This window comes from Actinotalea caeni (genome assembly GCF_009733795.1).
GTDB lineage: Bacteria > Actinomycetota > Actinomycetes > Actinomycetales > Beutenbergiaceae > Pseudactinotalea > Pseudactinotalea caeni.
The window spans coordinates 125,011-137,524 of record NZ_WNXX01000005.1; the positions used below are offsets into that span (position 1 = coordinate 125,011).

The 12,514-nt window shown below is 74.9% G+C and carries 14 protein-coding genes; 5 read left to right on the forward strand and 9 right to left on the reverse strand.

Annotated elements, in window-relative coordinates:
- Positions 1-48: 48 nt before the first annotated feature.
- Positions 49-687, reverse strand: a complete 639-nt coding sequence (locus GPA02_RS06330) for a 3-oxoacid CoA-transferase subunit B (protein WP_240133919.1) — start codon at positions 685-687, stop codon at positions 49-51.
- Positions 688-690: 3 nt separating this feature from the next.
- On the reverse strand, positions 691-1,452 hold the full coding sequence (locus tag GPA02_RS06335) for a CoA transferase subunit A (protein WP_156199068.1): 762 nt from the start codon (positions 1,450-1,452) through the stop codon (positions 691-693).
- A 329-nt stretch (positions 1,453-1,781) separates the two neighbouring features.
- Here GPA02_RS06335 and GPA02_RS06340 point away from each other — a divergent pair, with 329 nt between their 5' ends.
- The 3 genes from GPA02_RS06340 to rpsT all read left to right on the forward strand — a co-directional run bounded on the left by GPA02_RS06340 (position 1,782) and on the right by rpsT (position 4,104).
- Positions 1,782-2,975 (forward strand): acetyl-CoA C-acetyltransferase, encoded by a 1,194-nt coding sequence (locus tag GPA02_RS06340; RefSeq protein WP_156199069.1) that lies wholly within the window; start codon positions 1,782-1,784, stop codon positions 2,973-2,975.
- Between the two features lie 24 nt (positions 2,976-2,999).
- Complete coding sequence (locus tag GPA02_RS06345; protein ID WP_156199070.1) at positions 3,000-3,620, forward strand: type II toxin-antitoxin system PemK/MazF family toxin; 621 nt, start codon at positions 3,000-3,002, stop codon at positions 3,618-3,620.
- A 223-nt stretch (positions 3,621-3,843) separates the two neighbouring features.
- Complete coding sequence (gene rpsT, locus GPA02_RS06350; RefSeq protein ID WP_156199071.1) at positions 3,844-4,104, forward strand: 30S ribosomal protein S20; 261 nt, start codon at positions 3,844-3,846, stop codon at positions 4,102-4,104.
- Between the two features lie 216 nt (positions 4,105-4,320).
- On the opposite strand, the gene GPA02_RS06355 is transcribed toward rpsT, so the two are convergent.
- The 4 genes from GPA02_RS06355 to GPA02_RS06370 form a co-directional block, all read right to left on the reverse strand.
- Positions 4,321-4,638 carry a glycine zipper domain-containing protein gene (locus GPA02_RS06355; RefSeq protein WP_156199072.1) on the reverse strand — a complete coding sequence of 106 codons (318 nt, stop codon included), beginning with the start codon at positions 4,636-4,638 and terminating at the stop codon, positions 4,321-4,323.
- A gap of 92 nt (positions 4,639-4,730) precedes the next feature.
- Entirely contained in the window at positions 4,731-5,747 is a 1,017-nt protein-coding gene (gene holA, locus GPA02_RS06360; RefSeq protein WP_156199073.1) for a DNA polymerase III subunit delta, read from the reverse strand.
- A 65-nt stretch (positions 5,748-5,812) separates the two neighbouring features.
- A complete protein-coding gene (locus GPA02_RS06365) occupies positions 5,813-7,258 on the reverse strand; it encodes a ComEC/Rec2 family competence protein (RefSeq protein WP_156199074.1) in 1,446 nt (481 codons plus the stop codon).
- Complete coding sequence (locus tag GPA02_RS06370) at positions 7,255-8,037, reverse strand: ComEA family DNA-binding protein (RefSeq protein WP_156199075.1); 783 nt, start codon at positions 8,035-8,037, stop codon at positions 7,255-7,257. The genes GPA02_RS06365 and GPA02_RS06370 overlap by 4 nt, the downstream gene beginning before the upstream one ends.
- A gap of 148 nt (positions 8,038-8,185) precedes the next feature.
- Here GPA02_RS06370 and GPA02_RS06375 point away from each other — a divergent pair, with 148 nt between their 5' ends.
- Positions 8,186-10,138, forward strand: a complete 1,953-nt coding sequence (locus GPA02_RS06375; RefSeq protein ID WP_156199076.1) for a helicase HerA-like domain-containing protein — start codon at positions 8,186-8,188, stop codon at positions 10,136-10,138.
- 27 nt (positions 10,139-10,165) lie between these two features.
- Here GPA02_RS06375 and GPA02_RS06380 read toward each other — a convergent pair whose 3' ends face one another.
- Entirely contained in the window at positions 10,166-10,837 is a 672-nt protein-coding gene (locus GPA02_RS06380; RefSeq protein WP_156199077.1) for a lysoplasmalogenase family protein, read from the reverse strand.
- Positions 10,838-10,992: 155 nt separating this feature from the next.
- Between GPA02_RS06380 and GPA02_RS06385 the strand changes: the two genes are divergently transcribed.
- Entirely contained in the window at positions 10,993-11,433 is a 441-nt protein-coding gene (locus GPA02_RS06385; RefSeq protein ID WP_156199078.1) for a hypothetical protein, read from the forward strand.
- A 47-nt stretch (positions 11,434-11,480) separates the two neighbouring features.
- Here the strand turns inward: GPA02_RS06385 and GPA02_RS06390 are convergent, their stop codons facing one another.
- Both GPA02_RS06390 and GPA02_RS06395 read right to left on the reverse strand, forming a co-directional pair.
- Complete coding sequence (locus GPA02_RS06390) at positions 11,481-11,897, reverse strand: DUF1801 domain-containing protein (RefSeq protein WP_156199079.1); 417 nt, start codon at positions 11,895-11,897, stop codon at positions 11,481-11,483.
- Positions 11,898-11,944: 47 nt separating this feature from the next.
- The gene (locus GPA02_RS06395; protein WP_156199080.1) at positions 11,945-12,328 is read right to left on the reverse strand and encodes a DUF4260 domain-containing protein; all 384 of its coding nucleotides are present in this window, start codon (positions 12,326-12,328) and stop codon (positions 11,945-11,947) included.
- Between the last annotated feature and the right edge of the window lie 186 nt (positions 12,329-12,514).

Below are 12,514 nucleotides of genomic sequence, written 5' to 3' on the forward strand. Positions count from 1 at the left end.
TACCGCCCGCAGATGTCGTGCACGTGTCGTCGACGGGCCACGACCGCCTCAGCCCAGCTCGACACGCAGGGGCGGCTCGGTGGCCGCGAGCACCTCCTCGGTGGAGACGCCGGGGGCGAGCTCGCACAGCACCAGCCCGTCCGTCTCGACGTCGATCACCGCGAGGTCGGTGATCACCCGGTCGACGACGCCGCGACCGGTCAGCGGCAGCGAGCACTCGTGCACGATCTTCGGGCTGCCGTCCTTGGCGACGTGCTCCATCAGCACGATCACCCGCTGGGCGCCGTGCACGAGGTCCATGGCACCGCCGGGGCCCTTGACCATCTTCCCGGGGATCATCCAGTTCGCCAGGTCTCCGCCGGCGGAGACCTGCATGCCGCCGAGGATCGCGGCGTCGATCTTGCCGCCGCGGATCATTGCGAAGCTGGTCGCGGAGTCGAAGAACGCCGCGCCCGGCAACGTCGTCACGGTCTCCTTGCCGGCGTTGATGAGGTCGGGGTCGACGGCGTCCTCGGTCGGGTACGGACCGACCCCGAGGATGCCGTTCTCCGACTGCAGCACGACCGTGACGCCGTCGGGCACGTGGTTGGGGATCAGCGTGGGCAGCCCGATGCCGAGGTTGACGTAGGAGCCGTCGGCGAGCTCGGCGGCCGCCCGCGCGGCCATCTCCTGCCTGGTCAGCGCCACCGCTCAGCCCTCCCGTACCGTGCGGCGCTCGATCCGCTTCTCGACGTCGGTGCCCACCTCGACCACGCGGTGCACGAACACCCCGGGCAGGTGGACGTCGTCGGGCGGGATGTCGCCGGTCTCGACGAGCTCCTCGACCTCGGCGACGCACAGCCGGCCGGCCATCGCGGCGAGCGGGTTGAAGTTGCGCGCCGAGGCGTGGAAGACGAGGTTCCCGGCGCGGTCGCCGCGCCGGGCGTGCACCAGCGCGACGTCGCACGTGATCGCCTCCTCCAGCACGTACGGCTTGCCGTCGAAGGTGCGGACCTCCTTCGGCGGGCTGGCCACCGCGACGCCGCCGGCGCCGTCGTAGCGGCGCGGCAGACCGCCCTCGGCGACCTGCGTGCCCACCCCGGTCCGGGTGAAGAACGCCGCGATGCCGGCGCCGCCGGCGCGCAGCTTCTCCGCGAGCGTGCCCTGCGGCGTCAGCTCGACCTCGAGCTCGCCCGCGAGGAACCGGCGCTCGAACTCCTTGTTCTCCCCGACGTAGGAGGAGGTCATCTTCACGATCCGGCCGGCGTCCAGCAGCAGCCCGAGACCCCAGTCGTCGACGCCGCAGTTGTTGCTCACCACCGACAGACCGCTCGTGCCCTGCGCCAGCAGCGCCCTGATCAGCTCCATCGGGTTGCCGCACAGCCCGAACCCGCCGACGGCGAGCGAGGCGCCGTCGGGGATGTCGGCGACCGCCGCCGCCGGGTCCGGCACGACCTTGTCCAGCCCGCGCATGCCCTGTGGTTCTCCCTGTGGGGATCCTGCCCCCATGCCGCTCCTCCCACCCGGCCGGAGCGGCGCACCACGGTGCGGCGCCGCCCGGTCCGGCGTGATCGTCTCGTGGTTCGTCCGCGACGTCACGGACCCTCGGTGGCGCCAGTCTCCCTCACGGCGACCGCGTGCGGGGTGCAGTCGGGCGCGCGCCGTGGGGTCGGCGCCCCGGGGGCCGAGCCCGCCGCGCGCCGGGTCCGCGCGGCTCCGACCCGGCCCACCGCCGCGAGGCAGACGTCCGCCCGGGCGGGCGGTGCGACACTGGCAGCACCCCCGAGCAAAGGAGCTGACGGATGACCTCCGGCACGAGCACGAACCCGACCGACGTCGTCGTGGTGGGCGCGGCACGCACCCCCTACGCGAAGATGGCAGGCGCACTCGCGTCGATGACCGCGGTGGAGCTGGGAGCGCACGCGATCGCGGCGGCGGTGGAGCGGGCCGGTGTCGCCCCGGCCGCGGTCGACGCCGTGCTGATGGGGCAGGTGCTCCAGGCCGGGACCGGGCAGAACCCTGCCCGGCAGGCGGCGCTCGGTGCGGGTCTCGACCCGCGCGTGCACGCCAGCGCCGTCAACAAGGTCTGCCTGTCCGGCCTGACGGCGGTGATCGACGGCGCCCGGATGCTGCGCGCCGGCGACGCGGAGGTCGTGGTCGCGGGCGGCATGGAGTCGATGACGCACGCTCCCCACCTGCTGCCGGGCACCCGCACCGGCTGGCTCTACGGCGACCGCACCGCGCTCGACCACCTCGCCCACGACGGCCTCACCGACGCCGTCGACGGCGGCCCGATGGGTGCGCTCACCGAGCGCGGCAACACTGCACGCGGGCTCACCCGCGAGGAGCAGGACGCCGTCGCGCTCGCGTCGCACCAGCGGGCGGCCGCCGCGGCGGCGCTGCTCGCCGAGGAGATCACGCCGGTGACGATCCGCTCGCGCACGGGCGATGTCGTCGTCGACGCGGACGAGGGTGTGCGGCCGGACACCTCGGCCGAGGGGCTGGCGCGGCTGCGCCCGGCGTTCGCGCCGGACGGCACCATCACGGCGGGCAACGCCTCCCAGCTCAGCGACGGTGCCGCCGCCGTCGTGCTCACCACCGCGGCTCGCGCGGCCGCCGAGGGGCTGACCGTGCTCGCGACGCTCGGGGCCAGCGGGCAGGTCGCGGGGCCGGACAACCACCTGCACAGCCAGCCGGCGCGCGCGATCACCAAGGCGCTGGAGCGCGCCGGGTGGGGTGCGGGCGACCTCGACCTCGTCGAGATCAACGAGGCCTTCGCGGCGGTGTCGGTCGCGTCGACGCGGGAGCTGGGGCTGGATCCCGAGCGCGTCAACGTGCACGGCGGAGCGATCGCGCTGGGCCACCCGATCGGGTCCTCGGGTACCCGGCTGGTGGTGCACGCGGCCATGGAGCTCGCCCGCCGCGGCGGCGGCCGGGCCGCGGTCGCGCTGTGCGGCGGGGGTGGCCAGGGGGACGCGCTGCTGCTGCACCGCTGACGGCTGCCGCTACCCTCGGGCGCCATGAGCCTGCTCTCGCGCGCCGTCCGGGTCGCCCGCCAGGTGCTGGAGACCACGGTGCGCGAGCGCGCCCGCGGTCGGTCCGGCGCCACCGCCACCGATGGCAGCGGAGGTCGCGGGCAGGGCGCGGCCACGGGCAGGGCCAGCGGCAGCGGACGCTCGCGGCCGGGCCCGGCGACCCCGTGGGAGACGCCCGCCGAGATGCGGACCGTCACGGTCTACGACGGCCCGCTGCCGCCGCTGGAGTACGCCCCGGAGGCCGACGACGAGGCCGATCCCGGGGAGCTGGTCTGGGCGTGGGTGCCCTACGACGAGAACGACGGGCGCGGCAAGGACCGGCCGGTCCTCGTGATCGCCCGGCACCGTGGTGGCTACCTGGGGCTGCAGACGACGTCGAAGGACCACGACCGGGACCGCGAGCAGGAGGCGCGCTGGGGTCGTCACTGGTTCGACATCGGGCGGGGTGCGTGGGACAGCCAGGGTCGCGAGTCCGAGGTCCGCCTCGACCGCGTCCTGCACCTCCCCGCGGACGCGGTGCGGCGCGAGGGCGCGAGCCTGGACCGCCGGACCTACGACGCCGTCGCCGCCGCGCTGCTGGCGCTGCGGGAGCGGCAGGGCCGCTGAGCGTGCCGCCCGGCCGGCGGTGACGCACGCGACACCGCGCGACCGCCCCGACCTGCTATTCTTGCCTGTCGGGTTCGCCGTTGGTTCGGCGTGCCCACACAGCGCAAACGCGGAAGCCCAGAGGCTCCCAACCCTCGTGTCCGTCTCCGCGACGCAGCGCCGACACCCTCTTCGACGTAGTCCGATCGCGCGAGCGAACCACCGAAAGAGTTCGAGTACACACGTGGCAAACATCAAGTCCCAGATCAAGCGGATCCGCACGAACGAGAAGGCGCGCCTGCGCAACAAGGCCGTCAAGTCGGAGCTGAAGACGCACGTCCGGCACGTCCGCGAGGCGATCGCCGCCGGCGACAAGGAGGCCGCGGCCGCCGCTCTCGTCGTGGCGTCCAAGCAGCTGGACAAGGCCGCCAGCAAGGGCGTCATCCACCTCAACCAGGCCGCGAACCGCAAGTCGGCGCTGGCCAAGCAGGTCGCCGCTCTCTGAGCAGCACCACCCAGACACCGCGACGGCGTCACCCCTGGAGGGGTGGCGCCGTCGTCGTCGTTCTGGCGGTGATCGGTCCGCCGACCGGCACGGGCGCGGCTCGGTCGGTCCACCGCCGTCCGACACGTCGTCCTGGCTGATCGGTCCGCCGGACCGGCGTCGGTGTCCGGCTCGGTCGATCCGACGCCGCCCGACGCGGCGCTGTCTCGGCGGTGCTCAGGGGGCCGGTTCGTCGTCGACCGACCCGGCCTCGCTCGACCCGTCGTCGTCCGACGGCGCATCGGCCTGCTGCTGGTCGGCACCGCCGGCGGCACGTTGGGCGTCGAGGGCGATGCCGAGCGCGAGTCCGATGCTCATGCCGATGGCGATGCCGAGGCCGATGTTCCTCAGCGCGACACCGAGGGCGGCGCCGATCGCCACCCCGATGGCGAGGCCGGACCCGATCCACGGCCGGCTCTGTCCCGGCTGCTCCTGCTGGTCCTGCGCCTCGGGCTGCTCGTCGTGGTCCTGCGCTCCGGGCTGCTCCTCGGTCATGCCACGAGCATCGTCGGAGCGGCCTGGTGCGTCCTCCCCCGGCGGCCGGACAGCGGGCTCGGGTCGCTCCCCCGCGGTGCGGAACCGCCCGCTCAGCGGTTCTCGCGGGCGTCGGCGACCCGGAGCACCGCGCGCTCGACGGCGAACTGCGGCTCCCGGCTCTCACCCTTGACCTCGGCGTCGGCGTCGGCCACGGCGGTGATCGCCGCGGCGAGGCCTTCCGGGGTCCAGCCGGTGAGCTCGCGGCGGGCCCGGTCGACCTGCCAGGGCGCGAGCCCGAGCTCGGCGGCGCTCGCGCCGCCTCTCCCCCGGGCCGCGGCCACCTTGGCCAGCGTGCGCAGCTTCATCGCCAGCGCGGCGACCAGCGGCACCGGGTCGGACCCGGTCGCGAGCGCGTGGCGCAGCAGCGTGACCGCCTCGGCGCCCTGACCGGCGATGGCGGCGTCGGCCACGCGGAACCCGGTCGCCTCGACACGGCCGCCGTAGTAGCGCTGCACGACGTCGGGGGTGATCGCGCCGGTGGTGTCCTCGACGAGCTGCTGCACGCCGGACGCGAGCTCGCGCAGGTCGGAGCCGAGCGCCTCGACGAGCGCACGCACGGCGTCGGCGCTCGCTCGCCGCCCCGCGCTCTTGAACCGACGGCTGACGAAGTCGACCTTCTCGGAGTCGCGCTTGAGCGGGTCGCACTGGACGACCGGGAGGCCGGCGGCGGCGATCGCGTCGAGGAGCTTCTTGCCGCGCACGCCCTTGGTGTGGCGCAGCACGATGCTGACCTCGCCCAGCTCGGGCTCGATCCGCTCGAGGTAGGCCAGGCCGTCGGTGATGAAGGCGTCGGACGCGGCGTCGACGGCGTCGACGACGACGTGCCGACGCTCCTCGAACAGCGAGGGGCTGGTGATGACGTCGAGCTGGTGGGGCTGGTACGCGGCGGCGTCGATCCGGGTGACCTCCACCTGCGGGTCACGCTCCTTGGCGAGCGCGAGCAGGTGGTCGGTGACCGCGTCCACGAAGTAGCCCTCCGCACCCTTGACGAGCACGAGCGGTGCGAGCGGGATGGCGTCGAGGTCGAGCGGGCTGAGACCCGCCGGCTTCCGGCGTGACGGTGGCACGGGGCCAGCCTGCCATCTCCCCGGGACACCCTGTGTCGGCGGGCCCGGCTGGGAGCGGCCCCGGCTCACGACGCGCTGCGCGACATCGGGCGCCGTCGCACCAGCACCGCCACCAGCACGACGCCGGCGACGACGGCGACCCACCACGGCAGGGTGGCCAGCGGCAGCCGTGCGCACCAGGTCGCGACCGCGGCCACCCAGGCGGTGGCGACGCCAGCCAGCCCGGCCAGGCTCGCAGCGGCCGACGCCGACACCGGGGCGACCAGGGTCGCGGCCAGCCCCAGCACGGTCGCGGGTGGGACCGCGGGCGCCGCGAGCGTGTTGGCCAGCACCGCGTGCACCGGCATCCGGGGCTGGAGCAGAGCCAGCGCCGGTAGGCACGCCAGCTGCGCGGCCAGCGGGACCGCGAGCGCGACCGCGAGCGGGCGCGGCAGCACGCGGGACAGCCAGGCCGCCAGCGGGCCGGACCCGAGCAGCAGCCCTGCCGTCGCGAGCACCGACAGCACGAACCCGAACGAGCTCGCGAGCCACGGGTCGACGGCGAGCAGCACCAGCACGCTCGTCCACAGCGCCGGCAGCGCCGCCCGTGGTCGCGCGAGCAGCAGCCCGAGCAGGAGCACGGCACCCATCGCCGCCGACCGCAGCACGCTGGCGGAGGGGTGCACGAGCAGCACCAGCCCGACCAGCACGACCCCTGCCACGCCGGCGCGCCACGGCCGCGGCAGCCGCACCAGGGTGGCCATGACCAGCCCCAGCACCATCGCGACGTGGGCTCCGGAGACGGCGGTCACGTGGGTGAGGCTGACCGTGCGCAGGTCCTCCGCGAGCGCCACCGGGAGCGCGCGGTCGTCGCCGAGCGCGATGCCGGGCACGAGCCCGCGCGCCTGCGAGTCGAGCCCCTCGACCGCTCGGAGCAGCCCCGCGCGGAGCCGGGCGACCCCCGCCGCCACCGGCGGCGCCCGTGCGAGCAGGACCGGCGGCTCGTGCGGCACCAGCAGCGCCCCCGCCGGGTCGCCCGGCGCGGTCGGTGCGACGCGGGCGCGCGCCTGCACCCGCGACCCGACGACGACCTCCCACCAGGAGCCGTCGGCCAGGACGAGCACCGGCACCCCTCGGGCGGTGCCGCCCTCCACCGCGGCAAGGGTAGCGCGCACCAGCAGTGTGTCGTCGCCGACGCGACGTGGCTCGCCGTCGATCCGCAGGGTCGCCACGACGCTCGTGCGCAGCAGCGGCTCGACGGTGGCTCGTCGCAGCTCCGACCGTGCCCCCGCCCAGGCCAGCGCCACGGTGACGACGACCGCGGTGAGGAGCAGGCTCGCCGCCGCCCTCCCCGGAGCGGCCCGACGGTGCCGGCCTCGCTGCGGTGTCCGCAGTCGCGCGGTCGCTGCGACGACGACCGCGAGCCCGGCCAGCACGAGCACCGCGACCCCCTCGGGCCGCAGCCGGGTGGCGGTCAGGCACGCGCACCAGCCGAGCACGGCGGCGGGCAGCAGGCGCAGGTCGCGCGTCACACGGTCACCAGGTCCCGGATGCGCGCGAGCGTGGCCGGGCCGATGCCGGCGACGTCGATGAGCGCGTCGACGCTGGCGAACGGGCCGTGCGCGGTGCGGTGATCGACGATCCGACCCGCGAGGGCGGGGCCGATGCCCGGCAGCGTCTCGAGCGTGGTGGTGTCGGCGGTGTTGACGTCGACCAGGCCGGCCTGCTGCGTCCCACCTGCGCCGCCAGGCTCGCCCCCGGCGACGGGCACCGGCGGTGTCTCGCCCTCGGCGGGCACGTAGAGCTGCTGCCCGTCGGTCACCGGTGCCGCGAGGTTGAGCGCGTCGAGGTCGGCCGCGTCGGTGGCACCGCCAGCGGCCTCGAGGGCATCGGCCGCCCGGGAGCCGGCGGGGAGCTCGACGAGGCCGGGTGCGGCGACCGCACCGGCCACGTGCACGACGACGGCCCCCGGCTGCTCCTCCTGCATCGCCGCACCGTTCGCGCCGGCCGTCGGGCCGCCGGTCGGCTCCGCAGCGCCGGCAGCGGGCTGCGTGGTGGCCGGCGGCGCCGGGTCCGCCGTCGGCGCCTGCGGCGCGGCGGGCGCCGCGGTCCAGCTGAGGACGAGGACCGTGACGCCGGCGACCACGAGCACCAGCAGCACGGCGGCGACCCGCACCGCAGCACCGGTGCGGGTCGCCCATCGGCCCGTGCGGGTGTGGCGCGGAGCCGCCTCGGTCCCCGAGCCGCTCTCGGCGCCCTCGTAGGCCACGCGCAGGTACCGCTGCAGCCGGGCCGCCACCTGGTCGTGCATGGCGACCGACGCTAGGGAGCGCACCGTCCGGCCGCGCTCCCGGTCCGGGGCTGCTGTGGACGGAGCGTCACCAGCGCGACCCTGTGGACGAGCACGCGCGTCGGCGACGCGTCGGCAACGCGCGTCGTCGTCTCACTAGGCTGCGGCCATGAGCAACGAGGCAGAGCTCGCGGCGCTGCGTGCCGCAGCGGCACAGGCGGCCGCCGAGGCCGCGGAGGCGCGTGCGGCGGCAGCCCAGGCCGCGCTGGAGGCGGCGGAGGCCGCGGCGGCCGGCGGGGCACCGGCGGCGTCGGGCGAGCCTACCGAGCCCACCGATGACGCGGCCGAGCCGGCGACGACGCCCGCCGAGGCCGCGCCCGCCGACGACGCGAGCGACGCGCCGGCCGAGACCGGCACGGCGGAGGAGCCCGCGTCCCCGACCGCCGAGGCGAGCGACGCGACCACCGAGAGCACGCCGTCGGTCGGCTCCGAGGTCCCAGGGCTGTCCGAGCACGCCGCCACGATCGCGGCCGGCTACGCCTTCGAGGGCGGCGTGCTGCCGCTCGGTGCGCTGATCGAGGACGGCGAGCCGGTGCCGCAGGCCCAGATCGGCCTGCCGCTGGCGATGATGAACCGGCACGGCCTGGTCGCGGGCGCGACCGGTACCGGCAAGACCCGCACGCTGCAGGGGATGGCCGAGGGGCTCAGCGCGGCCGGCGTCCCGGTGTTCCTCGCCGACATCAAGGGCGACCTCTCGGGGCTGGCGGTCGAGGGCGAGGGCAACGAGAAGCTGCTCGCCCGCACGCGCGCCCTCGGGCAGGACTGGACGCCGGCGAGCTTCCCGGTCGAGTTCTACTCGCTCGGCGGCCTCGGCCACGGCGTGCCGATCCGCACGACCGTCACCGACTTCGGCCCGCTGCTGCTGTCGAAGGTGCTCGGCCTCAACGACACCCAGGAGTCCTCGCTCGGCCTGATCTTCCACTGGGCCGACACCCAGGGGCTGGCGCTGCTGGACCTCAAGGACCTGCAGTCGACGATCGCGTACCTCACCAGCGAGGACGGCAAGGACGAGCTCAAGGGCATCGGCGGCGTCTCGTCGGCGACTGCGGGGGTGATCCTGCGCGAGATCGTCGCCCTGCAGGCGCAGGGCGCCGACGTGTTCTTCGGCGAGCCGGCGTTCCGCACCACCGATCTGCTGCGGCTGGCGCCGGACGGCCGCGGCGTCATCTCGGCGCTCGAGCTGCCCGACGTGCAGGACCGCCCCGCGCTGTTCTCGACCTTCCTCATGTGGCTGCTGGCGGATCTGTTCGGCGACCTCCCCGAGGTCGGCGACGCCGAGAAGCCGAAGCTGGTCTTCTTCTTCGACGAGGCGCACCTGCTGTTCAACGGGGCCTCGAAGGAGTTCCTCGCCCAGGTCGTGCAGACGGTCCGGCTGATCCGGTCCAAGGGCGTGGGCATCTTCTTCGTCACGCAGACGCCGAAGGACGTGCCCGCCGACGTGCTCGCCCAGCTCGGCAACCGGGTGCAGCACGCGCTGCGCGCGTTCACGCCCGACGACGCCAAGGCGCTGCGGGCGACCGCCCGCACCTTCCCGACGTCGGACTACGACCTCGAGGAGGTGCTCACGAGCATGGGCACCGGCGAGGCGGTCGTCACCGTCCTCACCGAGAAGGGTGCGCCGACGCCGGTGGCGTGGACACGGCTGCGCGCACCGCAGGCCTCGATGGAGCCCGCCCCGGAGGCGACCCTGACGTCGATCATCGAGGCCTCCCCCGCCATGGCCGAGTACGGCACACCCGTCGACAACGTCAGCGCCTACGAGATGCTCGTGCGCCGCATCGACCAGGAGCGCGAGGCCCGCGAGGCCGCCGAGCGAGCCGAGGCCGCGGCCAAGGAGGCCGAGAAGGAACGCATCGCAGCCGAGAAGCGCGCCGCCAAGGAGGCGGAGGCGGCCGAGAAGGCGCGGCTCAAGGCCGAGGCAGCGGCGGCCGCCCGTGCCGCCAAGGAGGCGGAGCGCAGCGCCCGCAGCCGGCGCACCGCCCTCGACTCGTTGCTGCGCTCCGCAGGGTCGACGATCGGTCGCGAGATCACGCGCTCGATCTTCGGCACCCGACGCCGCTGAGCGGCGGTCCCGCACGACGGCGAGCGCTCAGTCGCCCGGCGGCTCCTCGAGCAGCGTGAGCACCGCGAGGAGGAGCAGCACCTGCGCGGGCACGTAGGTGCCGATGACGACGGCGGTCTGCACCGCCGTCGGGAGGTCGACGACGAACCGGCCGAGCCCGAGCGTGAGGTCGGAGACCATGAACAGCAGCCCGCCGAGCGCGCCGCGGCGACCGCCCGCCGTCGCGAGCACGGCCATGAGCGTGAGCGCGGCCGCGTAGACCACGACCGGGCCGGCCAGCACCGGCCCGGCGGCCGGGGCGACGACGGCGGCTCCCGCCACCCCGAGCAGCAGGTACGGCAGCGCGGCCGGTCCTCGGAGCGCGCTGCGCCGACGTGTCGGCCACAGCGCCACGAGGTAGCACAGGTGCGCGAGGAGGAAGCAGCCGAGCAGCAGCAGGAAGTCCGTGCCACCGAGCACGTCGCCCTGCCAGGACAGCACGAGCCCGGCCAGCCACCAGCGGCCCCGGCGGCGGCGCGCCCCGCCCGCGAGCACGAGCCCGACCGCCAGCGGCGGCAGGTACAGCCACTGCGCGTAGCCGAGCCAGCCGACGTCGAAGGAGTCCGCGGCGATCTTCGCCACGCAGGCGAGCAGGCTGACCGCGACCGCCGCCCGGAGGGCCGCCGGCGCACCTGGGCGTCGGGTGGTGGTCGCCGTCATGCGCCGAGCATGCCCGACCGTCGCCACCTCCCGGGACCGTTCTCGACACGGCTCGCCGGAGCCGAGCAGGAATCGAGAAGCACCGGCACGCTCGGCTGCGTAGCGTCGTCGTCACCAGGCAGGGGGGACCCCTGGAACGAGAGGGAGGTTGCACGATGGCGCAGAAGACGACGGCCGACGGACTCAGCCAGGCGGAGCGCGAGGCGGTCAAGCAGCGCGCGAAGGAGCTGCGCGAGCAGGCGAAGGCCGGCAAGAACCGCGAGGCGGGCACCACAGCGGTGCGCGAGGCGATCGACAAGCTCGAGGGCACCGACAAGCAGATCGCCGAGGGCATGTACGCGGTCGTGAGCGACGCCGCGCCCGACCTGGTGCCGAAGACCTACTACGGCATGCCCGGCTTCGCGAACGCCGACGGCAAGATGGTCGTGTTCGTGCAGCCCGCCGCGAAGTTCGGCACCCGGTACGCGACGCTCGGCTTCGAGCAGCCGGCCCACCTCGACGACGGCGACATGTGGGCGACCGCGCTCGCGATCACCGCGTGGACCGACGACGTCGAGCGTCGGGTGCGCGAGCTGGTCACCCGCGCCGTCTCCTGACGGCGGCGCCACCGCGAGCGGCGTCGCCCCGGCGTGGGTGACGCCGCTCAGTCGTCGTCGGGGCGTGCGAAGGCGATCGCGACGAGCTCGCGGAGCACCGCCTGGTCGACGTCGGCCAGGCGCTTGACGTAGACGCAGCCGGCACCCTCGCTGTAGGAGCCGAGCGACGGCAGCCGCTGCTGCGCCTCCGGGCGGTCCTTGATGCCGTACGGGACCAGCGAGGTCGTGCGGGGCGAGAACGCGACCTTGGGCCAGTCGCCGTGGGTGCGCGGGTTGGTGGGCGAGCGGTAGTGGTAGCTGCCGTAGCCGATCATCGACGGCCCCCACATGACCGGTTCGACGCCGGTCACCTCGCTCATCAGCGCCGCGAGCGCAACGCCGTCCTCGCGGCGCACGGCCGGGGTCACGCCGGCGAGGAAGTCGGTGACCGGCACGTCGGTGGGCCGGGTCGTGGGTTCAGCCATGCGCCCACTATGGACCCGGCCGCCGAAGGCGTCCACGCGCCGCCCGGTCACAACGGCTCGGGCTGCCGCCGGCCGATCCGGCCGAGGTGCGTGTGCTGGAAGTCCTCGAGCTTGAGCCCGTAGCCGAGGGCGCGGTCGACCGCGACGTGGAAGCCCCAGCACGCGGCCACCAGCGCGAGCCAGAGGACGTCGCGACCCGCCAGCTGCAGCACGAGGTAGAGCGCGATCGCGAGCGCCGGGCCCATGTAGCTGTGGGCCAGGTTGTAGGTGAGCGCACCCGTGCGGGGACCGCGCAGGTACCCGAGAGCGGACACGTCGACGAGAAGGAAGGTGGCGAGCAGCAGCCACCAGGGCTGCTGCGTGGCGACCATCGCGAGGACGATCGCCACGGCGAGCGCACCGTTCTCGACGCGCTGGATGGTGATGGTCATGGGTGCTGCTCCTGCCTCGTGGTCCGCTGCGGCGGCCGTCGTCACGTCGGAGGTTCTCACGTGCTCCCCCTAGGTGCGTGACGCCACGGCGACGGAGATCGCGCCGGTCAAGTCTCAACTGTGGACGCCACCAACGAGGCCGCGCGGCAACTGAAATCGGTTGGAGGTCCGGCAATGCTGTGACGG